The organism is Pseudonocardia abyssalis, assembly GCF_019263705.2.
GTDB lineage: Bacteria > Actinomycetota > Actinomycetes > Mycobacteriales > Pseudonocardiaceae > Pseudonocardia > Pseudonocardia abyssalis.
In genome coordinates this window covers 4,938,081-4,962,092 of record NZ_JADQDK010000001.1, presented here as the reverse complement: position 1 = coordinate 4,962,092, position 24,012 = coordinate 4,938,081, and the positions used below count along the sequence as shown (strand labels likewise).

The following is a 24,012-nucleotide window of genomic DNA, read 5'->3' as shown; positions in this document are numbered from 1 at the left end:
CGGCGGTCAGTTGAGCTTCACGTCGTCCGGGAACGTGGCCAGCAGCGCGACCGGGACCCCCTGGCGGCGCAGGACACGGGCCCACAGCTCCGGGCCGTGCCCGGCGACGACGTCGTCGGGCAGGGCGGGCACGACGATCCAGTCGCCGCGGTCGATCTCCCCGGCGAGCTGGCGGGCGTCCCAGCCGGAGTACCCGGCGAACACGCGCAGGCCGCGCAGGCGGGGGGCGAGGGCGCGGGGGTCGCCGTCGAGGTCGACCAGTGCCACCGGACCGCGGACGGCGACCAGCCCGGTCACCCCGTCGACGGTCTGGCCGGTGCGCAACGCGGCCAGGCAGAGCGCCGTCTCCGACTCCACGGGCCCTCCGACGAACACCGCCTGCGGCGTCGACGACAGCGGCGCCCACGACGGGAGGACGTCGTGGACGGTCACCTCGCTGGGCCGGTTCAACACCACGCCGAGGCTGCCCTCCGGCCGGTGCTCGATGACGTAGACGACCGTGCGCCGGAAGTTGGGATCGGTCAGTCCGGGGGCGGCGACGAGCAGCATCCCGGGTGCGACGCCGGTCGGGTCAGAGGCACGCTCGTCCACCACGGCCCCATCGTCGCACCCCCGGCCCCTGCGTAGCCTTCCCACCGTGCCGACGACCCAGCCCGAGAACCGGCTCGGGTTCGCCGGCCTCGTCGCCACCCCCGGGTACGCCCGCCTGCTCGGGCTGCGGTTCTCCGCGCAGTGGGGCGACGGGCTGTTCCAGGCCGCGCTCGGCGGGGCCCTGCTGTTCAACCCGGAGCGCCAGGCCGACCCCCTCGCCGTCGCCGCGGGCCTCGCGGTACTGCTGCTGCCGTACTCGCTGATCGGGCCGTTCGCGGGCGCCCTGCTCGACCGCTGGGACCGCCGCCAGGTCCTGCTCTACGCCAACCTGCTGCGCGGGGCACTCGTGCTCGTCGTCGCCGCGGTGGTGCTGGGTGGGGTCACCGGCCCCGGGCTGTATGTGGCCGCGCTGTCGGTGGCCGGGGTGGCGCGGTTCATCCTCGCCGGGCTCTCGACGGCGTTGCCGCACGTGGTGCCGCGGCAGCACCTGGTGGAGGCCAACACGCTCGCCGTCACGGCCGGGGCGGCGGTCTCGGCACTGGGCGGGGTGAGCGCCGTCGGGCTGCGTGCGCTGCTCGGCGCCGACGACGCGGGCTCCGCGGCGACGGTCGGGATCGCGGTCGTCGGGTCGGTGCTGGCCGCGGTGTTCGCCGCCCGGTTCCGGTCGGGCCGGCTCGGCCCCGACGGGACGGGCGACAGGGCCCGCACCACCGCGCGGGCCGTCGCGGGCGGCTTCGCGGACGGGGCCCGCGCGGTCGCGGGCACCCCGTCGGTCGCGGCGTCGTTCGCCGCGCTCGCCGCGCACCGGCTCGCCTTCGGCGTCAACACGCTCACCACGCTGCTGCTGTTCCGCTACGCCTTCACCGACCAGGGCATCCTGCGGGCCGGGTTCGCGGGGCTCGGCGAGGCCGTCGTCCTCGCGGCGGCCGGGCTGGGCGTCGCGGCGGTGGTCGCGCCGTGGTCGATCCGCCGGATCGGCCGGGCGCGGACGGTGCGGGCCGCGCTCGTCGTCGCCACCGTCACGCAGCTCGCGCTGGCCGCGTTCCTCAGCCTGCCCGCCGTGATGGTGGCGGCGTTCGTGATCGGGATGACCGGGCAGGTCGTGAAGCTGTGTACCGACGCCGCGGTGCAGGGCGAGGCGGGCGACGGAGTGCTGGGGCGCGTGTTCGCGCTCTACGACATCGTGTTCAACGTCGGCTACGTGCTGGCGGTCGCGGTGACGGCCCTGCTGAGCCCGCCCGACGGCCGCGCACCGCTGCTGCTGGCGGGGGCGGCGCTGCTCTACGTCGCCGGGCTGCTGGCGCACGACCAGCAGCTGCGGCGACGCCGACCCGCTCTGCAGTAGGCAGGCTCAGCCGTTGCCGGCCGCCCACCGCCGCAGCTCCGCCTCGGCCTCGTCGCGCGTCAGCGGGCCCTGCTCCATCCGCACCGCGAGCAGGTGCTTGTAGGCCTTGCCCACCTGCGGGCCCGCGGGGATGCCGAGGATCTCCATGATCGCGTTGCCGTCGAGGTCGGGACGGATCGCATCGAGCTGCTCCTGCTCGCGCAGGGCCGCGATCCGCTCCTCCAGCCCGTCGTAGCTGCGCTGCAGTGCGGCGGCACGGCGGCGGTTGCGGGTGGTGCAGTCGCTGCGCACGAGCCGGTGCAGACGCTCCAGCAGCGGGCCGGCGTCGGTGACGTAGCGGCGTACCGCGGAGTCGGTCCAGGCCCCGTTGCCGTAGCCGTGGAAGCGCAGGTGCAGGAACACGAGCTGCGCCACCTCGTCGATGACGGCCTTCGGGTAGCGCAGCTCGCGCAGCCGCCGCCGCGTCATCTTCGCGCCGACGACCTCGTGGTGGTGGAAGCTGACCCGCCCGTCGGCCTCCTTGCGCCGCGTGGCGGGCTTGCCGATGTCGTGCAGCAGGGCGGCGAGGCGCAGGACGAGGTCGGGGCCGTCGGTCTCGCGGTCGATCGCCTGCTCCAGTACGACGAGCGAGTGGACGTAGACGTCCTTGTGCTGCATGTGCTCGTCGACGGCGAGCCGCATCGCGGGGACCTCGGGCAGCACGATCTCCGCCAGCCCGGTGTCGACGAGCAGCTCGATCGCCCGCCGCGGGTGTGCGCCCAGGAGCAGCTTGGACAGCTCGGCCTGCACGCGCTCCGCGGTGATCCGGGAGAGCTCGCCCGCCATCGCCGTCATCGCGGCGACCACCCGCGGGGCGGGCGCGAGCCCGAGCTGGGAGACGAACCGCGCGGCGCGCAGCATCCGCAGCGGGTCGTCGGAGAACGACTGCTCCGGCGTGGCCGGCGTGTCGAGGGTGCCGGCGTGCAGGGCTGCGAGGCCGGAGTGGGGGTCGACGAACATGCGCTCGCCCGTCAGCTCGACGGCCATGGCGTTGACCGAGAAGTCGCGCCGGACCAGGTCGTCGTCGATCGACTCGCCGAACGCGACGACGGGGTTGCGCGTGACGCCGTCGTAGCTGTCGGCGCGGAAGGTCGTGATCTCGACGGTCTGGCCCTTGCGGCGCGCCCCGACGGTGCCGAACGCGATCCCGGTGTCCCACACGGCGTCGGCCCACCCGGCGAGTGCGGCGAGCACGTCCTGCGGGCGGGCGTCGGTGGTGAAGTCCAGGTCGTTGACCCCGCGACCGAGCAGTGCGTCGCGCACGCTGCCCCCGACCAGGTACAGCCGATGACCGGCCGCGGCGAACCGCTGGGCCAGCTCGTCGGCCACCGGCGGGATCGGCACGAGGTCCACGAGCGCATTGTGCTGCGCGCGGAGGAGGTCGGTGGGAGGCACGACCGGTCAGTCTAGGCGGCGTCCCGCGGGCACGCGTCGGGATACCGGCCCGCGCGCCCCCGGTGCGGTCGCGATCGGCTCGTTACCATCGCCACATGTCCACATCCCGCGGTCGCTCGGGTGGGCGCCGCGCGGGTGGCCCACCGGATCGTCGGCGCAGGCTGCGCACCGTCGACGAGACGTCGGCAGGCGGCCTCGTCGTCGACCACGCCTCGGGAACCGCAGCCGTCATCGGGCGGCTCGACCGGCGCGGACGGCTGCTCTGGTCGCTGCCCAAGGGGCACATCGAGGCGGGCGAGACCGCCGAGCAGGCGGCGGTGCGCGAGGTCGAGGAGGAGACCGGCATCATCGGTGCCGTGGTCGCACCCCTGGGCACCATCGACTTCTGGTTCGTCGCGGAGGACCGTCGCGTGCACAAGACCGTGCACCACTTCCTCATGCGCGCCCTGGGCGGCGAGCTGTCCGACTCCGACGTCGAGGTCTCCGAGGTGGCATGGGTGCCGCTGCAGGAGCTCGAGTCGCGACTCGCCTACGCCGACGAACGACGGCTGATCCGGCGGGCCACCGAACTCCTGGAGGACTCGGCGTGAAGCGGATCGCGACCCTGGTCGCGATCATCGTCGTGCTGCTCGTCGGCCCCGTCACGGGTGCGGCGCTCGCGGCACCGCGCCAGCCTGCCCCGAGCGCGGTGGCGGGCGCCCTCACCCTCGTCCTCGACGAGCTCGCGCCGCGCGTCGTCACCGCCTCCGGGCCGACCGTCCTCACCGTGACGGGCACGCTCACGAACACCGGCGACGAGACCGTCACCGACATCGGGGTCCGTCTGCAGCGCGGGCAGCCGCTCACCTCCGAGGGCGCGGTGCGCGACGCGCTGGAGGGCGGCGCCCCGACCGACTCCATCGCGCCGCAGTTCCAGGAGCTCCCCGACGCGCTCGACGTGGGGGATCGGGTGCCGGTCCGGCTGACGGTGCCGCTGAGCGGTGCCCCCGAATCCACGCTGGCCCTGGCGGCGACCGGGGTCTACGAGCTGCTGGTCAACGTCAACGGCGTGCCCGGCGAGGGCGACCGGGCCCGGCTCGCCGCGGTGCGGATGCTGCTGCCGGTGGTGGGGCTGCCCGACCTCGACGGCGCCGACGCGGTGAGCACCCCGCCCGCGGCCGCCACCCCGTTCTCGCTGCTCTACCCCGTCGTCGACGTCCCTCGGCGGCTGACGACCGCACCCGGCGAGCCCGTCCGGCTCACCGACGACACCCTCGCCGACTCCTTCGCCCCCACCGGACGCCTCGGCGGGCTCGTGGCGGCGCTCGCCGAGGCCGCCCCCGCCGGGTCCCCGGTGCGCACGGCCACCTGCGTCGTCACCGACGCCGACCTCCTGCAGACCGCGCAGGCGATGAGCCAGGGCTACGTCGTCCCCGGCGCCGACGGCTCGCTCGTGCCGGGCCGCGGCGCCGAGGTCGCGGGGGCGTGGCTCGCGTCGTTCGCCGAGGCGGCACGGGGCATGTGCGTGCTCGCGCTCCCCTTCGCCGACGCCGACGTCGTCGCGCTCACCCGGGGCGAGCTCGAGACCAGCGCCGTCGGGGCCGTCACCGCCGGGCGCGGGCTCGTCGCCGACCTGCTCGGCACGCCGGTGCTCCCCGACACGGCGTGGCCGGCCGACGGCGTCGTCGACGAGGCGGGCCTGGCCACGTACGCCGAGGGCGGCGTGCGGTCGCTGGTGCTCTCCGCCGACGGGCTCGACCTACCCGCGCAGGCCGAGTCCGCCGGAACGGTGCCGGTCGCCACGACCGGGCCCGCGACCACCGCGGTCGTCGCCGATCCGCTGGTGACGCTCGCCGCCGGCGGACCCATCAGCGTCGCCACCACCGTTGCGGGGCGGGGCGGGGCGGCGGCCGCCGCCGCCGCGGGCGGCCCGCTCTCCGGCCAGGACGTGCTGGGCACCGTGGCGTTCCGGGCCGTCGAGGACGCGCCGACCGGTGGCCCGCTGGTGATCGCGCCGCCGCACCGCTGGAACGTCGACGGCGTCGCCGCCCGGGCCCTGCTGGACGGGTTCGGCACGCTGGTCGACGAGGGACTCCTCACCGCGCGAGGCCTGGGCTCGGCGCTCGCCACCCCCACCTCCACGACCGAGCGGACGCTGGACTACCCGATCGGCGCCGGCGCCCGCGAGGTCGCCCCGAACGCCGTCGCGGCCATCGGCCCGGTGCTCGACGACATCGGCGACCTCGACTCCTCCGTCGTCGACGACGAGCTGGGCGTCGACCCGGACGACCTCTTCGACCCCCTGGTCCTCGGCGCCGTCCGACCGGCCTCGGCCGCCTGGCGGGGCACCCCGGAGCTCGCGACCGACGCGGCCGCCGCGCTCGCCGACCGGGTCACCGAACTCCGCGGCACCGTCGCCGTGCTCGAACCCCCGAGCCCGTTCTCCCTGGGCACGTCGACGTCCCCGCTGCTGCTCACGGTGGCCAACGGGCTCCCGGTGACCATGCGCGTGCGCGTCGAGATCTCCAGCACCTCGGGGCTGCGGGTCGCGCCGATCCCGGTCGTCGAGGTACCCCCGTTCGGGCGTCGGCAGATCCAGGCCAGCGCCGAGGTCCAGCGGTCCGGGGTGTTCACCGTCGACGCCACCGTCCGCACGATCGACGGCGGGTTGCTGGGTGCGCCGAGCCGCCTGCAGGTGCGCTCCACCGCCTACGGCACGATCACCCTGTGGCTGACGGGGACCGCGGGGGTGCTGCTCGTGGTGCTGGCGGCACGCCGGATCCTGAGGCGGATCCGGTCGGAGCCGGGCCGGAACACGCCCCGGCCGCCGCGGCCGGGCTCCCCGGAGACGATCCCGGACACCGCGGAGACGGCGCTGCCGGCCGACCTGCGGGGCCCCCCGCCGACCTCGACGCCGCCTCCGGCGCCGGAGGACCGGACGCTCCCGGCCCCGCCGCGGCCCCTTCCCGCGTCGAACGGACCGATCCCGGCTGGCCCGACGACTGGCCGGAACCGACCCGGGCCGTCCGGCCCGTCCGGGCCCGCCGGACCCCCGGTGCGCCGTCCGGACGTCCCGGGCCACGTCCCGGTCCCGCCCGGTACCGGCGCGCCGCTCCAGGGTCGGCCCCCGCTCCGTCCGCCGGGAGCCCGCTAGTGCCCGGCGGAGGGGACCCGCACCCCGACGAACAGCAGCCCGGCGAACGGCAGCCCGACGAACGGCAGCCCGGCGACCGCCACCACGACGGTCGGCGCCCCGGCGACCGTCCGTCCGACGGACCCGATCCCGGGTCGCGCGTACCCGGGCGGCGACCGGCCGCCCCCCCTCCCGGCCCGATGACACCTCCCGGCCCGATGACACCTCCCGGCCCGATGCCGCCCCAGCACGACCAGCGGTGGTCCGGCGGCCCGGTCCCGCCCGCCGGACCCGGGCCGCACCCCGACGTGCCCCCGTTCCCCGGGCCGCCGTCGCACGCCGGACCCCCGCTGCCCCCGCCACCCGGACCCCGGCACCCACGTCCGCAGAACCCTGGCCCTCCCGGTCCGGTCCCACCGGGCCGGCCGCTGTCCGGCCGACCCCCGGCCGGGCCGCACCCCGCACCCCCGCGCCCGCCCGGTCCGAACCGCTCGGGTCCCGGCGTACCCCCGCGACGCCCACCCGGAGGCCCGGGAGGACCCGGAGGCCCGGGAGCTCCGGACCCGCGCGGGCGTCGACCGCAGGGACCGCCGCCCGGGCTGCCCGGCGTCCCGCCCCCCTGGGCGGACTCCCGGCGCCCCGGCGCGGCGCGCCCCGACCGCACCGGCGACCAGCCGACCGGCATCATCCGGTCGCGCTACGCCCCACCGCCCAGCTCGGACGAGATCACCCAGATCTTCGCGCCGATCACCGACGCCGAGCCCGCACCGTCACTGGGCCGCTCCAGCAGCCTGATGGCCATCGCGAGCCTCGTGTCCCGGGTGACCGGGTTCCTGCGCCAGATCGTGCTGGTCGGCGTGCTGGGCCTCGGGCTCGTCAACAGCTCGTACACGGTCTCGAACAACCTGCCGAACATCATCTACGAGCTGCTGATCGGCGGGGTGCTCTCCAGCGTGCTCATCCCGCTGCTGGTCCGCGCGCAGACCGAGGACGAGGACGGCGGCGACACCTACACCCGCCGCCTGCTCACCCTCGCCGGTTCGGCCCTGCTGGTGGCGACCCTCGTCGCGATGGTCGCGGCACCCCTGATCACCTCGATCTACGTCGGATCGGCCGACGACCCCGCCACCGGTCCGCTGACCACGGCGTTCGCCTACCTGCTCCTGCCCCAGATCTTCTTCTACGGCCTCGGCGCGCTGTTCGGCGCGATCCTCAACAGCCGCGGCGTGTTCGGGCCGTTCGCATGGGCGCCCGTCCTCAACAACGTCGTCGTGCTGCTCGTGCTCGGGGTGTTCGTGCTGCTCCCGGGCGAGATCAGCATCGATCCCGTGCGGATGGGGGAGCCCAAGCTCCTCGTCCTGGGTCTCGGCACCACGCTGGGCATCGTCGTGCAGGCCGCCGTGCTGATCCCGGCGATGCGCCGGATCGGGTTCCGCTACCGGCCCACCTGGGGCTGGGACCGCCGGCTCACCGAGACCGGCGGGCTCGCCCTGTGGGTCGTGGGCTACGTGCTGATCGGGCAGGTCGGCCTCATCGTCACGACGAACGTCGCGATCGGCGCCTCCGCGGGTGGCCCCGCGACCTACACGAACGCCTGGCTGCTGCTCCAGGTCCCGTACGGCATCCTCGGGGTCTCGATGCTCACCGCGCTGATGCCGCGGATGAGCCGGGCCGCCGCGGAGGGCCGCACCGCGGACGTCGTCTCCGACCTGGCGCTGGGCAGCAGGCTCTCCGCGGTCTTCCTGGTGCCGATCTCGGCGCTGATCACGGTGTTCGGCACCCCGATCGCACTGGCGCTGTTCGCCTGGGACGCCGACAACATCCCGGGTGCGCAGGTGCTCGGCGGCGCGCTCGCCGTCTCCGCGTTCGGCCTGCTGCCCTACGCCATCACGATGTTGCAGCTGCGGGTGTTCTACGCGCTCGCCGACAGCCGGACCCCGACCCTGGTCCAGGTGTTCACCGTCGGGGTGAAGATCCCGATGCTGCTGCTCGCCGGCGCGGTGCTCCCGCCGGAGCAGGTGGTGCTCGGGCTGTCGGCGGCCAACAGCGCGTCGTTCGTGTTCGGGGCGGTGCTCGGCCAGGTCCTGCTGCGCCGCAGGCTGGGGCAGCTGCCCACCCTCGAGGTCATCGGGACCATGGCATCGGTCACGGTCGCGGCGCTGCTGGGAACCTTCGTGGCGTTCGGCGTGGTGACGCTCCTGCCCCTCCCGGCCGGCTGGTCGGCCCCCGCCACGGCGTGGACCTCCCTGGTCGTCGCCTTGATCGTCGCCGCGCCCGCGATGCTGGCGGCGATGCGGTTGCTCAAGGTCAAGGAGGTCGACGGGGTCGTCGACCGGATCTCCCGCCTCGCCGCGCGCGTGATACCTCGTCGCGGGAGCGGCGCCTGACGTAGGCTGTGCGACGGGGCGGAACGGCCGATCATGGTCCGGGGGAGGTGTGTGGTGAGCGAGCTCGCGAGCCGCCCGTCGCCGCCCAGTGAACCCCCGGGACTGATCCCCGTGCAGGCCGGTCCGGCCGAGCGCGACTCACCCCCGTCCGCCGGGCCCGGGGCGATGCTCGCCGGCCGCTATCGCCTCCGCACCCGCGTCGGGTCCGATCTCCTCGCCGGGGCCGAGTTCTGGCAGGCCGAGGACACCGTGCTGCGCCGCGACGTCGCCGTCACGCTGCTGCGCACGCTCGCACCCGAGCACGGGGCGATCGGCGGCGACGAGGACCCCACGGGGGCCACCCGCGCCGGCGAGATGATCGTGCGTGCGCTGCGGTCGGGGTCCTTCGAGCACCCCGGTTGCGCCCGCCTGCTCGACGTCCTCGCCCCCGACGCCCCCGGCCTGCCCGGTGACGTGCTCGGGGCGGCCGTCACGGAGTGGGTCAACGGGCGCAGCCTCGCCGAGGCCGTCGCGGAGGGCATGCTCCGGCCGCTTGCCGCCGCACGCGCCGTCGTGCCGCTGGCCGCAGCGGCCGAGGAGGCCCACCGGCACGGCTTCGTGCTGGGGTGCGACCACCCGCAGCGCGTCCGCGTCACGCCCGACGGCCGCGCCCGCATGTGCTTCGCCCTCCCGCGGCCCGGCCTGCGCCCCTCCGACGACGTGCGCGGGCTCGGCGCCGTCCTGTTCACCCTGCTGACGTCGCGCTGGCCCCTGTCCGGCGCCGACGCCGCCCGCGCCGGGCTGCCGGCCGCCGTCCGCACTGCGGGAGGAGCGCTGGAGCCCCCGTCCGCGGTGCGCCCCGGTGTGCCGCTGGAGCTCGACACCGTCGCCAGGGGAGCGTTGGGCCCGGAGAACGCCCCCGGGCACGTGCACACCGCGGCGGCCGTGCACCGGATCCTCGGCGACGTCGTCAGCGAGGACGAGCGCAACGCGTTGTTCCCGCCCGCACACGACGGCGGCCCGTCCGATCCCGACGACGTCTGGCAGGACCGCGGCCGCCCCGCCGACCCGCCCGATCCCGTACGCCGCAGGCGGCTGCTCGTCGGCCTGGCCACGCTCGCGGTGGCCGTCCTGCTGGTGCTCGGGTACGTCGGGGTGCAGGTCACCTCGATGTTCTCGGACCCCTCCACGCCCACGATCGTCGTCGGACCGAACGCGGGGGGCACCGATCCCGCGCCCGCCGAGGGCGCCGCCCCCGCGGCCGGACCCGTCCGGGTGGCCGAGGTGGCGGTCCTCGTCGAGTCGGGCGACCGCGACAACGTCAACCGGATCACCCGCGTCATCGACGGAGACCCGTCCAGCACCTGGGGCACGGTCACCTACCGCCAGCAGTTCCCCGCGCTCAAGCCCGGGATCGGGATCATGGCGTCCTTCGCCTCGGCGGTGCAGCTCGCCGAGCTGTCCATCACCTCGCCCAGTGCCGGCACACGCGTCGAGGTGCGATCCGCCCCCACCGCCGACGCCGCCCTCGACGACACCGAGCTCGTCACCGAGGCCACCCTCGACAGCGGCACCACCGTCGTCATGCTCGACGGGAGCCAGCCCGTCGAGCACATCCTGCTGTGGATCACCGAGCTCGCGCCGTCTGGTGACGGGTTCTCCTCCGAGGTCGGCGAGGTGGAGTTCCGCCGGGCGGGCTGAGTTCCCCCGTTCGCCCACGGAGCCCGCGGCAGCCGACCTACCCTCCGCGCGTGACCACCGCCCGGAGCGACACGCAACTGCTCGTCGCGCACCGCGACGGCGATCCGGGTGCCTTCGCCGAGCTGGTGGCCCGGCACACCGACCGGATGTGGGGGGTGGCGGTGCAGACGCTCGCCGACCGCGACGCCGCCGAGGACGCCGTGCAGGAGGCACTGCTGGCCGCGCACCGCAACGCCCACCGGTTCCGCGGCGACGCGTCGGTCCGCACCTGGTTGCACCGGATCCTGGTCAACGCGTGCATCGACCGGATCCGGCGGGAGGCGGCCCGGCGCACGGTGCCGTGGCCCTCGCACGACGTCCCGTCGCGGCGCCCCGACCCGGCGAGCGAGCTGGCCACCCGGATGGCCGTCGCCGACGCGTTGGCCGAGCTGCCGACCGAGCAGCGGCTGGCGGTCGTGCTCGTCGACGTGCAGGGTTTCTCCGTGGCGGAGGTGGCGCAGATCCTCGACGTGCCGGTCGGCACCGTGAAGAGTCGCTGCGCCCGTGGTCGCACCCGGTTGGCGCGGCTGCTCGGACATCTGCGGGAGGAGGCGTGATGACCGATCCGGACGCCCCGGACGTCGAGCTGCTGGCCGATCTCGACGCGGGCCTGCTCGCCCCTGCCCGCGCCGACGAGGTACGACGGGCCGCGGTCGCCGACCCCCGCTGCGCCGCCGTGCTCGACGCGCTGGCCGCCACCCGGGCCGATCTCGCCGCCGTGCCCACCCCGCCGGTCCCGTCGGGTCTGCGGCGCTGGACCGCACCGGGGGGCCCCTCCGACTCCCACCGCGGCATCCCCGGTCCCGGCCGGTCCCGGCCGCGGCACCCCCGGACCCGACCCGGGTCCGGTCACCGGGCGCGGTGGGTCCTCGCCGCGGCCGCCGCGGCCGTCGTCGCACTGCTCTGCGGCGTGCCGGCGAGCGGTCCGGACGCGGCGCTCGACGTCAGCCGGGTGGAGCTCGCCGCCGTCGCCCGCTCGACCGTCGGGCTCACCGATCTGGGCGACCTCACCGACCCGGCGCGACGCGACGCGTGCCTGCGTGACGCGGGGCTCCCCGGCGCCGCGGTGCTCGGCGGGCGGCAGGTGCGCCTGGAGGGCACGCCCGGGGTGCTGCTGGTGCTGTCCACCGGCGAGCTGGGCCGGATCCGGGTGCTCGTCGTCAGCCCCTCCTGCGCGGTGCTCGACGACACCGTGGTGGGCGGTCCGTAGCCCGGTCCGGCGCGGAATGTCCGCCCCTGGGATCGTGTTGCAGGCGATGTACCGCCGCACAGTCGAGAGGACGGGGTTGCAGTGACCACCGACGAGGTGCACGAGCTGATCATCATCGGCTCCGGACCGGCCGGCTACACGGCCGCGGTGTACGCGGCGCGCGCGCAGCTGGCGCCGCTGGTCTTCGAGGGCTCCCAGTTCGGCGGGGCCCTGATGACCACCACCGAGGTGGAGAACTACCCCGGCTTCACCGACGGCATCATGGGCCCCGAGCTCATGGAGCAGATGCGCGGCCAGGCCACCCGCTTCGGGGCCGACCTGCGCTCCGAGGACGTCGAGAAGGTCACGCTCGACGGCGACGTCAAGATCGTCGAGGCCAACGGCGTCACCTACCGGGCCCGCGCCGTCATCCTCGCGATGGGTGCCGCCGCGCGGTACCTGAACGTGCCCGGCGAGCAGGAGCTCCTCGGCCGCGGCGTGTCCTCGTGCGCCACCTGCGACGGGTTCTTCTTCCGCGATCACGACATCACCGTGGTCGGCGGTGGCGACTCCGCGATGGAGGAGGCCACCTTCCTCACCCGCTTCGCGAAGTCGGTCACGATCGTGCACCGCCGCGAGGACTTCCGCGCTTCCAAGATCATGGTGGAGCGGGCGAGGAACGACCCGAAGATGCGCTGGGCGCTCAACGCCGAGGTCGTCGGCGTCGAGGGGGAGGGGAGCGTGTCGGGCGTGAAGCTGCGCGACACCGTCACCGGCGAGGAGCGGACGATCGAGGCCACCGCGATGTTCGTCGCGATCGGCCACGACCCCCGCAGCGAACTCGTGAAGGGCCAGCTGGAGCTCGACGACGCCGGCTACGTGAAGGTGCAGTCGCCCAGCACGTACACCGCGATTCCCGGGGTCTTCGCCTGCGGCGACCTCGTCGACCACACCTACCGGCAGGCGATCACCGCGGCCGGCTCCGGCTGTTCCGCGGCGATCGACGCCGAGCGCTGGCTCGCCGACGGCGCGGTCAGCACAGAGATGGCGGGCGGTGGCTACGGCCAGGCGTCCGAGCAGGTCGCTGCCGTCACCGGCTGAGACTTCTCCGACCTAACGAGAGGGAGCAATCCACCCATGGGCAACAACACCGTCGACGTCACCGACGCCACCTTCGACGCCGACGTCCTCAAGAGCGACAAGGTCGTCGTGGTCGACTTCTGGGCCACCTGGTGCGGCCCGTGCAAGATGGTCGCGCCGGTGCTGGACGAGATCGCCGGGGAGAACAAGGAGAAGCTCACCGTCGCGAAGCTCGACATCGACGCCAACCCGGAGACCGCCCGGACCTTCCAGGTCATGTCGATCCCGACGATGATCGTGTTCCAGGACGGCAAGCCGGTCAAGCAGATCGTCGGCGCCAAGCCGAAGGCCGCTCTGCTCCAGGACCTCGCCGACTACCTGGGCTGATACCGGCTCGCGTGCCCCGTTCCGTATGGAGCGGGGCACGCTTTTATCACGACTCGAACACGCCGGGGAACCGCCCGCTGTCCTCCTTCCGGGTAGCGGCAGGGCACAATGAGTCCCCGGGCCGCCCGATGCCGGGTGGTGTGAGCGACACCGAGTGAGGGGTGCATGCAGCTGTTGCGCCGAGGTGACAGCGGTCGGGCCGTGGTCGAGGTCCGGGCGACGCTGCGGCAGTTCGGCATGCTGCCCGGGCCACAGCCCGGATTCCCGGACGAGGTCTTCGACGTCCACGTCGAACAGTCCGTCCGGGCGTTCCAGCAGCGCCGGGGCCTGATCACCGACGGGATCGTCGGGCCGGCCACCTACCGCGCGCTGCGCGAGGCGGGCTGGAGCCTGGGCGACCGGATGCTCGCCCTGATGATCTCCGCGCCGATGAGCGGCGACGACGTGACCACGCTCCAGGAGCGCCTCCTCGAGCTCGGGTTCGACCCGGGCCGACCGGGCGGGGTGTTCGACGAGCGCACGGAGAAGGCGCTGCGCGCGTTCCAGCGCGAGTACGGCCTCGTCCCCGACGGCGCCTGCGGGCCCGCCACGCTGCGCTCGCTCAAGCAGCTGGGTCGCAAGGTCACCGGTGGGCGCCCGCACCTGCTGCGCGAGCAGGAGCTGCTGCGCGAGGCCGGCCCGCGGATGCGCGGCAAGCGCATCGTCGTCGACCCGGGGCACGGCGGGCTCGACCGCGGTGTCAGCGTCTCCGGGGCCACCGAGGCCGACCTGATGTGGGACCTCGGCCGCAGGCTCGTCGGGCGGATGACCGCCACCGGCATGGAGGCGATGCTCTCGCGCCGCGAGGACACCTGCCCCAGCGACCTCGAGCGCGCGGAGTTCGCCAACACCGCGGGCGCCGACCTCGTGCTGTCGCTGCACACCGACGCCAACCAGAGCATGCACGCCAACGGGCTGGCCACGTTCCACTTCGGCAACGGCTCCGGCTCCACCTCCACGGTGGGTGAGGCGCTGGCCGGGCTGATCCAGCGCGAGCTGCTCACCCGCACCGCGATGACCGACTGCGGCACCCAGGGCCGCACCTGGGAGCTGCTTCGCCTGACGCGCATGCCGACGGTGCGCATCGAGGTCGGCTACCTGACCCACCTCGGCGACCGGCGTAACCTGCTCGACCCCGGATTCCGCGACGTCGTGGCCGAGGGCATCCTCGTCGGCGTGAAACGGCTCTACCTGCTCGGCCAGAACGATCAGCCGACCGGAACCTTCACCTTCTCCGACGTGCTCGCGCACGAACTGGAGCGGGGCGGGGCGCAGGCGATCTGAAGGCCCGCCCCGGGCCCCTCACCTGCGGTGACCCGGGACAGGCCGTCAGCGTTGATCTCAGGACGCCCTGAGATCGCCGCTGACGGGTGATCAGGACCGGGCCGGTACCCGCTCGACGGGCGCCGGGGCCTGCATCGGGATCGTGATCGAACCCAGCAGTTGCTCGAGCGCCGCCTCGACGTCTTCCTTCCACGTCATCGCCGACCGCAGCTCCATCCGCAGCCGCGGCCAGCGCGGGTGCGGGCGCACGGTCTTGAAGCCGACGCTGCGCAGGAAGTCGGCCGGGATCATGCAGCCGGGCTCGGTGCCGGGGCGCGCCTCGCCGAAGACCTCGATCGCCTTGACGCCGCGGCGCGTGAGGTCCCGCACGACCGCCTGCGCGAGCATCCGGCCCAGACCCTCGCCCGCGAACTCCGGCATCACCTGCATCGTGGTGAGGAGAACGGCGTCGGCGCTGACCGGTCCCGTCGGCAGCTCGGCGGCGCGGGGAGAAGCCGAGGGCGGCGCGTAGATGACGTAGCCCGCCGGGGCGCCGTCGACGTGGACGATCCGCCCGCACGACCCCCACTCCAGTAGGACCTCGGAGACCCAGGCCTCCTTCTCCAGCTCCACCGAGCCGAACTCCACGGCCTGTTTGCCGAGCGTCTCCGACAGCTCCCAGAACACACAGCGACGACACCGCTTGGGCAGATCGTCCAGATTGTCCAGAGTGATCGGAGCAACGTGCCAGGACACAATTACCTCCGGCGGCGAGCTCCAGGAACAGCGTCGCCGCCCGACGCGCCGACGTCCCGACGATAGATCGATCCAGCTCAGGAAGGTAGGCATTGTGCTGCGACCGGTGCCTCACCCACGACGAAGGGCCGTCGACCACTCCACCTGGTTACACTCGATCGGATCTCTACCCCGGGAGGAACCGTGTCCGACGCGCTGCCCCAGCCCCACCGACCGTCCGCGACGGCCCCGGCGGAGCGGTTCGCAGCACGTACCGCGGGGATGACGGCGTCGGAGATCCGGGCCCTGTTCGCCGTCGCGAGCCGTCCCGAGGTCGTCTCGCTGGCCGGGGGGATGCCCAACATCGCGGCGCTCCCGCTCGACGCGCTCGCCGTCGAGGTGGCCGATCTCGTCGCGCGCGAGGGTCAGGTCGCCCTGCAGTACGGCTCCGCTCAGGGCCGGCCCGAGCTGCGCGAGCAGATCTGCGAGGTGATGGCGCTGGAGGGTATCCGCGCCGATCCCGACGACGTCGTGGTCACCGTCGGCTCGCAGATGGCGCTCGACCTCGTCACCCGCATCTACTGCGACCCGGGCGACGTCGTGCTCGCCGAGGGGCCGTCCTACGTCGGCGCTCTCGGGAGCTTCGCGGCGTACCAGGCGCGCGTCGTCCACGTGCAGATGGACGAGCACGGGCTCGTGCCGTCGCTGCTGCGCTCGGCGCTGCAGTCACTGGCGCAACAGGGGATCACGCCCAAGTTCCTCTACACGATCCCGAACTTCCACAACCCCGCCGGCGTCACGCTCGCGGTGCCGCGGCGCGCGGAGGTCCTCGCGATCTGCGCGGAGTACGGCGTCGCGGTCGTCGAGGACAACCCGTACGGGCTGCTGGGCTTCAGCGGCACGATCTACCCGGCGCTGCGGTCGATGGACCGTGACGTCGTGTACCTCGGGTCGTTCTCCAAGACCTTCGCGTCCGGGCTGCGCGTCGGCTGGGCGCTCGTGCCTCCCGCGGTGCGCGAGCGTCTCGTGCTGGCCGCCGAGTCGGCCACGCTGTGCCCGCCGTCGTTCAACCAGATGCTGGTGTCGCGCTACCTCGCCGCGCACGACTGGCGCAGCCAGGTGAAGACCTACACCGAGGCCTACCGCGACCGTCGCGACGCGATGCTCCGCGCGCTGGAGACCTACCTCCCCGAGGGCTGCACCTGGAACGTCCCCGACGGCGGCTTCTACGTGTGGCTCACCGTGCCCGAGGGCGTCGACACGAAGGCGATGCTGCCGCGCGCGGTCACCGCGCGGGTGGCGTACGCGTCGGGCACCGGCTTCTACGCCGACGGGTTCGGCAGCCGGCAGCTGCGGCTGTCCTACTGCTACCCGACGCCCGAGCGGATCACCGAGGGCGTCCGGCGGCTGGCCGCGGTGCTGGAGGCCGAGCTCGACGTCATGCGCACGTTCGGCACGCCCGCCCGGCTGCCCGCCACGCCGCCGGAGCCGCGCGACGGCCCGCAGGCACCCTCGCCGCACACGCCGTAGCACGCGGGCCCTGCACGAGGACCGCCACCGCCCGCCGTCCGGAGGGATGGCGCAGAATGCGGCGGTGACGTTGAGAACGGTGGCCGTGCTGGCCGGTGGGTTGTCCCACGAACGCGAGGTGTCCCTGCGATCCGGGCGACGGCTGGCCACATCGCTGCGCAACGCCGGGCTCTCGGTCGTCGAGTGGGACGCCGACGCGACGCTGCTGGGGCGGATCCGCTCGGAACGCCCCGACGCGGTCGCGATCGCGCTGCACGGGGGCGAGGGGGAGAACGGGTCCGTACAGGCGGTGCTGGACCTGCTCGACGTGCCGTTCGTCGGCACCCCGGCCTCCGCGTGCCGCCGCGCGTGGGACAAGCCGACGGCGAAGGCGGAGTTCCGACGAGCGGGGCTGACGACACCCGACTGGGTGGCGCTGCCGCACAGCACGTTCCGCGAGCTCGGCGCGCAGGCGGTCCTGGACGCGATGGTCGAGCGCCTCGGCCTGCCGCTGATGGTGAAGCCGGACCAGGGCGGGTCGGCACTCGGCGCGCAGGTCGTCCACCAGGCGTCGGAGCTTCCGGCCGCGATGGTCAGCTGCCTCGCCTACGCCGACACGGTGCTCGCGGAGCGGTTCGTCGCAGGCACGGAGGTGGCGGTCTCGGTGGTGCACGACGGAGCCGAGCCGCGCGCTCTGCCGCCGGTGGAGGTCGACACCGCAGGCGGGGTCTACGACTACACCGCCCGCTACACGCCGGGGGCCACCACCTTCCACTGCCCGGCCCGGCTCGACGCCACCACGATCGCCGCTCTGGAGGACGCCGCACTCGCGGCGCACCGACTGCTCGGGCTGCGTGACGTGTCCCGGCTCGACGCCGTTGTCGACGCGGAGGGTCGCGTGCAGATCCTGGAGGTGAACGTGTCGCCCGGGCTCACCGACACCTCACTGCTCCCGACCGCCGCCGCCACGGCCGGGATCGAGCTCGGCGACCTCTACGCCGCACTGGTCGAACGCGCGGTGGAGCGCGGCGACTGACCGGTGTTCCACGTGAAACACAGCGATGTTGTTCCACGTGGAACAGGGACTGGAAGCGTTACGCGGCCACGCCCCGACGCCGGCGCCAGGAGAGCCGCACAACCGGCGCGACGTCCGGGGAGCGCAACCGGGGCGGCACGGGCGGTCGCGGTTCGTCGCCTGCACTCCCCGGCGTCACTCGGGAACGTCGGTGCCGCTCGACGACGACGCCCGGCGGTCGACCGCCCCGGGCGGCGGCCACCGGCCGATGGCCCCGACCGGCACGAGATCAGGGGCGATCACTGCCTGCCGTGTCCGCCTCGCGGGCCGCGCGGGACACCGGCGGCGGGACCAGCGGTGTCACCGTCACGAGCAGGCGCCCCGGCTCTGCGAGGCACCGCGGCCGCACGCACGGGTGGACCGCTGCGATCGGCGACCACCCTTCGTACGACACGACCGCCGGGAATCGAGCGGGCCGCGAGCCGACGGGCGACACCGGCCGAGCCACGGAGTGCCGCCGCGGCGCACAGGACCCGGTCGCGCGGGACCACGGCGGGCTCCCTGCGCGACGGCCTCAGCGGGGGAGCCCGCACCCCGGCGGGCCCACCCCGCGCAACCGCGGTATGCCACTGCCGATCGACGATCGCCCTACGGCCGATCGTTGTTTCACGTGAAACAACGCGAACGTCAGTCCTGGGGCACCGATCGGTTCATCAGGCCGGCGATGCGCTCGAGGTCGTCGACCGACCCGAACTCGACGACGATCCGTCCCTTGCGCTGACCCAGCTCGACCTTCACACGCGTGTCGAACGCGTCGGACAGCTTCTCCGCGAGCTCCTGCAGACCGGGCGCCTGCATGGGGCGACGGCGGACCGGCTTCGCCGTCGGGGTGTCGCGGCGGGCGAGGACGACCGCCTCCTCGGTGGCGCGCACCGACATCCCCTCGGCGACGATCCGGGTGGCCAGCTCCTCCTGTGCGCCGGCGTCCTCGAGACCGAGGAGCGCGCGGGCATGGCCCGCGGAGAGCACGCCGGCCGCGACGCGGCGCTGCACCGAAACCGGCAGCTTCAGCAGCCGGATCGTGTTGGTGACGACGGGGCGGCTGCGGCCGAGGCGGTCGGCGAGCTCGGTGTGGGTGACACCGAACTCGGCGAGCAGCTGCTCGTACGCGGCCGCCTCCTCCAGCGGGTTGAGCTGGACGCGGTGGATGTTCTCCAGCAGGGCGTCGCGGAGCATGACGTCGTCGCCGGTGCTCCGGACGATCGCCGGGATCCGCTCCAGCCCGGCGCGCTGGGTGGCGCGCCACCGGCGCTCGCCCATGACGAGCTGGTACGAGCCGGGGGAGACCTCGCGCACGACGACGGGCTGCAGGAGCCCGAACTCGCGGATGGAGTGCTCCAGCTCGGCCAGGGCCTCCTCGTCGAACTGCGAGCGGGGCTGCTGCGGGTTGGGGTGGATCGCCGCGACGGCGATCTCCCGGTACTCCGCCCCCTCGACGACCGTCGGACCACCGTCCGCCTCGGGGGCGGTGCGCGGCGCCGGGGCGCTGCGGTCGAGCGGCGTCAACACCGGCGCCTCGTCGAGGGTGGGCGCCACGAGGACCGGACCGGGCGGCGGCCCGGTCGGGATCAGTGCGGCCAACCCCCGGCCGAGGCCGCCCTTGCGCTCCGGGGTCTTGCGTTCGGCCACCGTGCTACCGCCCGTCGGTCCGGATGCGACCGGAGGCGCCGCGTTCGGCGATCTCCCGGGCCGCATCGACATAGCTCATCGCCCCGCGCGAACCGGGGTCGTAGGCCAACACCGTCTGGCTGTATCCCGGCGCCTCCGAGACCTTGACGCTGCGCGGGATGACGGTGCGCAGGACGGTCGGGCCGAAGTGGGTCCGGACCTCGGTGGTGACCTGATCGGCCAGCTTCGTGCGCCCGTCGTACATCGTCAGCAGGATCGTCGACACGTGCAGGTCGGTGTTGAGGTGCGCGCGGACGAGATCGATGTTGCTCAGGAGCTGCCCCAGCCCCTCCAGCGCGTAGTACTCGCACTGGATCGGGATGAGCACCTCGTCGGCGGCGACGAGTGCGTTGACCGTGAGCAGGCCGAGCGAGGGCGGGCAGTCGATCAGGACGTAGTCGACGTCGAGCTCGTCGAGGGCGTCAGGGGTCAGCGCCTGCTTCAGCCGCTGCTCCCGCGCCACCATGCTGACGAGCTCGATCTCCGCGCCGGCCAGGTCGATCGTGGCGGGGACGCAGAGCAGGTTGGGCGATGCGGTGCTCTCGACCGCGGCCTCGGCGAGCCGGATCTCCCCGAGCAGCACCTCGTACACCGACGGCGTGCCGAGGCGGTGCTCGACGCCGAGCGCGGTGGAGGCGTTGCCCTGGGGGTCGAGGTCGATGACGAGGACGCGGACGCCGTGCATGGCGAGCGCCGCGGCGAGGTTCACCGTGCTCGTGGTCTTACCGACGCCGCCCTTCTGGTTGGCGACCGTCAGCAGGCGGCGGTGCACCGGGCGCGGCATGCCGTGCCGGTCCGGGTGCAGCACCCGGGCCGCACGCTCCGCCTCCTCGGCGATCGGCGTCCACTCCGGTGTTTCACGTGAAACATGCTGCTCCGTCACACCCACGAACCCTCCTCGCCGTCTGTCACTTCTTGTCGCGCCGGACCGGACGGCCGGTGCCACGCTGCCGTTCCACCACGACGACCGTGGTGGCGGGGTCGACGACACCGTGGCCGCAGAGCACGATCTCCGGATCACCGCCGCCGAGCTTGCGGACCGCGGCGGCGTCGCGCGCGATCTCCTCGGGCGCCGAGGCGCCCTTGACCGCCAGCAGGCGTCCGCCGGTACGCAGCAGCGGGAGCGCCCACCCCGCGAGGCGGGCGAGCGGCGCCACGGCACGGGCGGTGACCACGTCCGCTCCCTCCCATCGCCGCCGCACGGCGGTCTCCTCGACCCGGCCCCGGTCGACCCGGACGTCGAGCCCGAGATCGGCGATCACCTCGTCGAGCCAGTCCACCCGACGGGCGAGCGGTTCGACGAGAGCGACCTGCAGATCGGGGCGGGCCAGGGCCAACGGTATCCCGGGAAGGCCCGCCCCCGAACCCACGTCCACCAGACGGGCGCCGTCCGGCAGGAGTTCGGCGACGACCGCGCAGTTGAGGACGTGCCGGTCCCAGATCCGGGGTGCCTCGCGCGGGCCGATCAGCCCGCGTTCCACGCCGGAGGTGACGAGGTGCTCCGCGTAGCGCCGAGCCAGCGGGAGGCGGTCACCGAACACACGCTCGGCGACCGCCCGGTCGACCACCAGGTCGACGTCACCCATTGCGGAAGACGACGACCTGCCGACGCGGCTCCTCGCCCTCGCTCTCGCTGGACACGCCCTTCACCCGCGCGACCGCGTCATGGACGACCTTGCGCTCGAACGGCGTCATCGGCCGCATCCGGGCCGACTCACCCGACTCGAGGACGTCCTTCGCGGTGCGGGTGCCCATCTCGGTGAGCTCGTCGCGGCGACCCTGACGCCACCCGGCGATGTCGAGCATCAGCCGGCTGCGGTTGCCCGACTCCTGCTGCACCGCCAGGCGCGTGAGCTCCTGGAGCGCCTCGAGGACCGCACCGCGGTCGCCGACGAGCTTGTTGAGGTCCTCGCCGCCGTCGATGCTGACGATCGCCCGGCCGGCCTCGACGTCGAGGTCGATGTCCCCGTCGAAGTCGAGGACGTCGAGCAGCCGCTCCAGGTAGTCACCGGCGATGTCGCCCTCGCGGACGAGCTGCTCCTCCGCCGTGGTGGCCGCCTTCGGCGGGGTCGCGGCAGTGTCCTCAGCCGTACCGTCCTGCGCAGTCTGGGGCACGATGCGTCTCCTCTCCGAGATGGGCCGGTGGCGTCCGGACGGTCCCGGACGTCACCGCAGCGACCGCCGACGCGGGCGGCCGCAGGTGGTTCGTGGGTCAGCGGCGCTTGCCCTTGCGGCGCGCCGGCGGGCGCGAACCCCCGCCGGCCCGACGTGCGGCGGCGCCTGCCGAGGTGGCTCCGCCACCGGCGCCACCGGTCGGGGCGCTGCCGTTGGCGGCTCCGCTGGTCGCGCTGTCGGCCGCGGGGGTGCCGTTGGAGGCACTCCCGTTGGCACTCCCGTTGGCGCTGCCGTTCGAGGCGCTGCCGTTGGTCGACGTCGCGGAGGTGCCGTTGCCCGACGTCGTCTTCGAGGCGGCCGGCGTCTTGCGCAGGACAGGCTTGGCCCCGGGGATCTTCTCGGGCGCCTCGACCGCGGCGGTCTCCGGACGCACCGGCTTCTGACCGGGCTTGGGGGCGCGGGTCTGCCGGTCGACGACGGCCTTCTCGCGCTTCGCCGTCTCCTCGACGTCGATCCGCTTGTAGACGACGTACTGCTGGCCCAGCGTCCACAGGTTGTTCGACACCCAGTAGAGCAGGACCGCGAGCGGCAGGAACGGCGCTCCGACGACGACGCCGATGGGGAAGACGTAGAGCATCAGCTTGTTCATGATCGCGGTCTGCGGGTTGTCGCCCTGCGCCGCGGTCTGGCGCGCCACCGAGTGCCGCGCCGTGATGTGGGTGAACACGCCGGCCACGATCATCAGAGGGATCATCACGATGAGCATCGACGTCATCGACGTGCCCTCGGCCAGCATCGCCTCGGGACCGTTCACCACGATCGCACCGAGCTTGGCGCCGAGGAAGTCGGCCCGGATGAACGAGCTGACCTCCTCCTGCCCGAAGAAGTAGTTCTCGGTGCGCGGCGACCCGTCGCCGTTGAGCGGGGTGAAGTTGCGCAGCACCTGGAACAGGCCGATGAACACCGGCACCTGCACGAGCACCGGGAGGCAGCCGGCGACCGGGTTGACGCCGTGCTCCTTCTGGAGCTTCTGCATCTCCTCGGCCTGCTTCTGCCGGTCGTTGCCGTACTTCTTGCGGAGCTTCGCTATCTCCGGCTGGAACTCCTGCATCTTGCGCATCGAGCGCACCTGGCTGACGAACGGCTTGTAGAGGATCGCGCGCAGGGTGAAGACGAGGAAGACGACCGACAGTGCCCAGGCGATCCCGTTGTCGGCACCGAGGACGGCACCGAACACCTTGTGCCAGGCCCACAGGATGAAGGAGACCGGGTAGTAGATGAAGTTCAGCACGGCGCTTGCTCCTCGTGGTGGTTCGGTCGGGCCGGAACCAGGTCGATACCGCCAGGGTGCCACGGCGCGCACTTGAGCAGGCGCCGGAGCGTGAGCCAGGAACCGCGCAGGGCCCCGTGCACCTGCAGCGCCTCGACGGCATAGCTGCTGCAGGTGGGGTGGAACCGGCACACGGGAGGGAACGCGGGGGAGACGTAGGTCTGGTAGCCGCGGAGCAGGGCGATCAGGGGGCGGGCCGCGCGCGAGGCGGTCACCGTCGTGCCCCGGGGGAGGGGAGCTTGCGGAGCGCGCCGCGCAGGCCCGCGTCGAGGTCGACGCCGAGCTCGGCCGACGTCGCCGTGCCCGCCGGGGGCAGGGCCCGCACCACGACACAGGCCCCGGCGGGCAGCGAGGCCAGCCGGGGTGCGAGGAGATGGCGCAGACGCCGGGACACGCGGTGGCGCACGACGGCACCTCCCACGGCACGGCTCACGACGAGACCGGCGCGCGGCGCGGCGTCGGTGTCTCCCATGATCTGCAGATGAACGACCATCCGGGGCCTGCCGCTGCGCCGACCCCGACGGATGACCGAGGCGAACTCGTCGCCCCTGGTCAGTCGGGAAGCGGCCGGCAGCACCGGCGGGGCCGGATCAGGCCGAGATCTTGTCGCGGCCCTTGCCGCGGCGGGCGGCGAGGATCGCGCGGCCGGCCCGGGTACGCATGCGCAGCCGGAAACCGTGCGTACGCGAACGGCGGCGGTTGTTCGGCTGGAAGGTGCGCTTGCCCTTGCTCACGGTCGGCTCTCCTGCTCGACGGCGCGGGGACCGACGCCGCGGACTCCGGCGACGCGTCCGCCGTCCGCTGTTGTCTCGGAACGGTGTGACTGCTTGACGTACTGGTACATGCGGTGCCCAACCTGCGGCACTCCTGGGACCAGGGTACGCAGCCCGCTCGATGAGGGTCAAACCACCCCGCCACCGGGCCCGCCGGTCGCGCGGGGGAGCGGCTTGTGGGTGGCGGTCGGTGTTGTTACCTTGCCCCCTCACAGTGTCGATCCGGGGGGATCGGTCGCACCACAGCAGGACAGCACGGGC

At 73.9% G+C, this 24,012-nt stretch carries 23 protein-coding genes; 12 read left to right on the top strand and 11 right to left on the bottom strand.

The genetic code is table 11. The annotated features are described in order from the left end of the window. Window positions 1-6: 6 nt before the first annotated feature. The gene (locus I4I81_RS24280; protein WP_226363545.1) at window positions 7-594 is read right to left on the bottom strand and encodes a YqgE/AlgH family protein; all 588 of its coding nucleotides are present in this window, start codon (window positions 592-594) and stop codon (window positions 7-9) included. 43 nt (window positions 595-637) lie between these two features. Between I4I81_RS24280 and I4I81_RS24275 the strand changes: the two genes are divergently transcribed. Next, entirely contained in the window at window positions 638-1,936 is a 1,299-nt protein-coding gene (locus I4I81_RS24275; RefSeq protein WP_218605280.1) for an MFS transporter, read from the top strand. A 6-nt stretch (window positions 1,937-1,942) separates the two neighbouring features. Here the strand turns inward: I4I81_RS24275 and I4I81_RS24270 are convergent, their stop codons facing one another. Continuing rightward, window positions 1,943-3,370 (bottom strand): CCA tRNA nucleotidyltransferase, encoded by a 1,428-nt coding sequence (locus I4I81_RS24270; RefSeq protein ID WP_218605279.1) that lies wholly within the window; start codon window positions 3,368-3,370, stop codon window positions 1,943-1,945. 95 nt (window positions 3,371-3,465) lie between these two features. Between I4I81_RS24270 and I4I81_RS24265 the strand changes: the two genes are divergently transcribed. The 9 genes from I4I81_RS24265 to I4I81_RS24225 all read left to right on the top strand — a co-directional run bounded on the left by I4I81_RS24265 (window position 3,466) and on the right by I4I81_RS24225 (window position 14,567). Further along, window positions 3,466-3,960, top strand: a complete 495-nt coding sequence (locus I4I81_RS24265) for an NUDIX hydrolase (RefSeq protein ID WP_218605278.1) — start codon at window positions 3,466-3,468, stop codon at window positions 3,958-3,960. Continuing rightward, the gene (locus I4I81_RS24260; protein WP_218605277.1) at window positions 3,957-6,503 is read left to right on the top strand and encodes a DUF6049 family protein; all 2,547 of its coding nucleotides are present in this window, start codon (window positions 3,957-3,959) and stop codon (window positions 6,501-6,503) included. The genes I4I81_RS24265 and I4I81_RS24260 overlap by 4 nt, the downstream gene beginning before the upstream one ends. 773 nt (window positions 6,504-7,276) lie before the next feature. Continuing rightward, on the top strand, window positions 7,277-8,869 hold the full coding sequence (gene murJ, locus I4I81_RS24255) for a murein biosynthesis integral membrane protein MurJ (RefSeq protein WP_218601234.1): 1,593 nt from the start codon (window positions 7,277-7,279) through the stop codon (window positions 8,867-8,869). A gap of 54 nt (window positions 8,870-8,923) precedes the next feature. Beyond that, window positions 8,924-10,549: a protein kinase family protein gene (locus I4I81_RS24250; RefSeq protein WP_226363544.1), complete on the top strand. Its 1,626-nt coding sequence runs from the start codon at window positions 8,924-8,926 to the stop codon at window positions 10,547-10,549. A gap of 50 nt (window positions 10,550-10,599) precedes the next feature. After that, entirely contained in the window at window positions 10,600-11,145 is a 546-nt protein-coding gene (gene sigM, locus I4I81_RS24245; RefSeq protein WP_218601208.1) for an RNA polymerase sigma factor SigM, read from the top strand. After that, window positions 11,145-11,798, top strand: a complete 654-nt coding sequence (locus I4I81_RS24240) for an RsmA family anti-sigma factor (protein ID WP_218601209.1) — start codon at window positions 11,145-11,147, stop codon at window positions 11,796-11,798. The genes sigM and I4I81_RS24240 overlap by 1 nt, the downstream gene beginning before the upstream one ends. A gap of 81 nt (window positions 11,799-11,879) precedes the next feature. Continuing rightward, on the top strand, window positions 11,880-12,878 hold the full coding sequence (gene trxB / locus I4I81_RS24235) for a thioredoxin-disulfide reductase (RefSeq protein ID WP_218601210.1): 999 nt from the start codon (window positions 11,880-11,882) through the stop codon (window positions 12,876-12,878). A 36-nt stretch (window positions 12,879-12,914) separates the two neighbouring features. After that, the gene (gene trxA, locus I4I81_RS24230; protein WP_218601211.1) at window positions 12,915-13,244 is read left to right on the top strand and encodes a thioredoxin; all 330 of its coding nucleotides are present in this window, start codon (window positions 12,915-12,917) and stop codon (window positions 13,242-13,244) included. Window positions 13,245-13,409: 165 nt separating this feature from the next. Next, entirely contained in the window at window positions 13,410-14,567 is a 1,158-nt protein-coding gene (locus I4I81_RS24225) for an N-acetylmuramoyl-L-alanine amidase (RefSeq protein ID WP_218601212.1), read from the top strand. A gap of 90 nt (window positions 14,568-14,657) precedes the next feature. Here I4I81_RS24225 and I4I81_RS24220 read toward each other — a convergent pair whose 3' ends face one another. Continuing rightward, the gene (locus I4I81_RS24220; RefSeq protein ID WP_226363543.1) at window positions 14,658-15,302 is read right to left on the bottom strand and encodes a GNAT family N-acetyltransferase; all 645 of its coding nucleotides are present in this window, start codon (window positions 15,300-15,302) and stop codon (window positions 14,658-14,660) included. Between the two features lie 183 nt (window positions 15,303-15,485). Here I4I81_RS24220 and I4I81_RS24215 point away from each other — a divergent pair, with 183 nt between their 5' ends. Next, window positions 15,486-16,811, top strand: coding sequence for an aminotransferase-like domain-containing protein (locus I4I81_RS24215; RefSeq protein ID WP_226363542.1), 1,326 nt, complete (start codon window positions 15,486-15,488; stop codon window positions 16,809-16,811). 64 nt (window positions 16,812-16,875) lie between these two features. Beyond that, a complete protein-coding gene (locus I4I81_RS24210; RefSeq protein WP_218601214.1) occupies window positions 16,876-17,826 on the top strand; it encodes a D-alanine--D-alanine ligase family protein in 951 nt (316 codons plus the stop codon). Between the two features lie 666 nt (window positions 17,827-18,492). Here the strand turns inward: I4I81_RS24210 and I4I81_RS24205 are convergent. The 8 genes from I4I81_RS24205 to rpmH all read right to left on the bottom strand — a co-directional run bounded on the left by I4I81_RS24205 (window position 18,493) and on the right by rpmH (window position 23,712). Next, the gene (locus tag I4I81_RS24205) at window positions 18,493-19,494 is read right to left on the bottom strand and encodes a ParB/RepB/Spo0J family partition protein (protein ID WP_226363541.1); all 1,002 of its coding nucleotides are present in this window, start codon (window positions 19,492-19,494) and stop codon (window positions 18,493-18,495) included. 4 nt (window positions 19,495-19,498) lie between these two features. After that, window positions 19,499-20,422, bottom strand: coding sequence for a ParA family protein (locus tag I4I81_RS24200; RefSeq protein ID WP_226363540.1), 924 nt, complete (start codon window positions 20,420-20,422; stop codon window positions 19,499-19,501). Between the two features lie 19 nt (window positions 20,423-20,441). Further along, window positions 20,442-21,119 (bottom strand): 16S rRNA (guanine(527)-N(7))-methyltransferase RsmG, encoded by a 678-nt coding sequence (gene rsmG / locus I4I81_RS24195; RefSeq protein WP_218601217.1) that lies wholly within the window; start codon window positions 21,117-21,119, stop codon window positions 20,442-20,444. Next, window positions 21,112-21,648 (bottom strand): Jag family protein, encoded by a 537-nt coding sequence (locus I4I81_RS24190; RefSeq protein ID WP_218601218.1) that lies wholly within the window; start codon window positions 21,646-21,648, stop codon window positions 21,112-21,114. The genes rsmG and I4I81_RS24190 overlap by 8 nt, the downstream gene beginning before the upstream one ends. Before the next feature lie 97 nt (window positions 21,649-21,745). After that, entirely contained in the window at window positions 21,746-22,939 is a 1,194-nt protein-coding gene (yidC, locus tag I4I81_RS24185) for a membrane protein insertase YidC (RefSeq protein ID WP_218601219.1), read from the bottom strand. After that, the gene (gene yidD, locus I4I81_RS24180; RefSeq protein WP_185720793.1) at window positions 22,933-23,193 is read right to left on the bottom strand and encodes a membrane protein insertion efficiency factor YidD; all 261 of its coding nucleotides are present in this window, start codon (window positions 23,191-23,193) and stop codon (window positions 22,933-22,935) included. The genes yidC and yidD overlap by 7 nt, the downstream gene beginning before the upstream one ends. Further along, the gene (gene rnpA / locus I4I81_RS24175; protein WP_218601220.1) at window positions 23,190-23,555 is read right to left on the bottom strand and encodes a ribonuclease P protein component; all 366 of its coding nucleotides are present in this window, start codon (window positions 23,553-23,555) and stop codon (window positions 23,190-23,192) included. Before rnpA ends, yidD begins: the two co-directional genes overlap by 4 nt. 13 nt (window positions 23,556-23,568) lie before the next feature. Beyond that, window positions 23,569-23,712 carry a 50S ribosomal protein L34 gene (rpmH, locus tag I4I81_RS24170; RefSeq protein WP_141282425.1) on the bottom strand — a complete coding sequence of 48 codons (144 nt, stop codon included), beginning with the start codon at window positions 23,710-23,712 and terminating at the stop codon, window positions 23,569-23,571. Window positions 23,713-24,012: the final 300 nt, after the last annotated feature.

Coding starts and splice junctions, on each gene's coding strand:
- I4I81_RS24265 (WP_218605278.1), top strand. CDS start 3,466: ATGTCCACATCCCGCGGTCGCTCGGGTGGGCGCCGCGCGGGTGGCCCA.
- murJ (WP_218601234.1), top strand. CDS start 7,277: ATGGCCATCGCGAGCCTCGTGTCCCGGGTGACCGGGTTCCTGCGCCAG.
- I4I81_RS24240 (WP_218601209.1), top strand. CDS start 11,145: ATGACCGATCCGGACGCCCCGGACGTCGAGCTGCTGGCCGATCTCGAC.
- trxA (WP_218601211.1), top strand. CDS start 12,915: ATGGGCAACAACACCGTCGACGTCACCGACGCCACCTTCGACGCCGAC.
- I4I81_RS24225 (WP_218601212.1), top strand. CDS start 13,410: ATGCAGCTGTTGCGCCGAGGTGACAGCGGTCGGGCCGTGGTCGAGGTC.
- rsmG (WP_218601217.1), bottom strand. CDS start 21,119: ATGGGTGACGTCGACCTGGTGGTCGACCGGGCGGTCGCCGAGCGTGTG.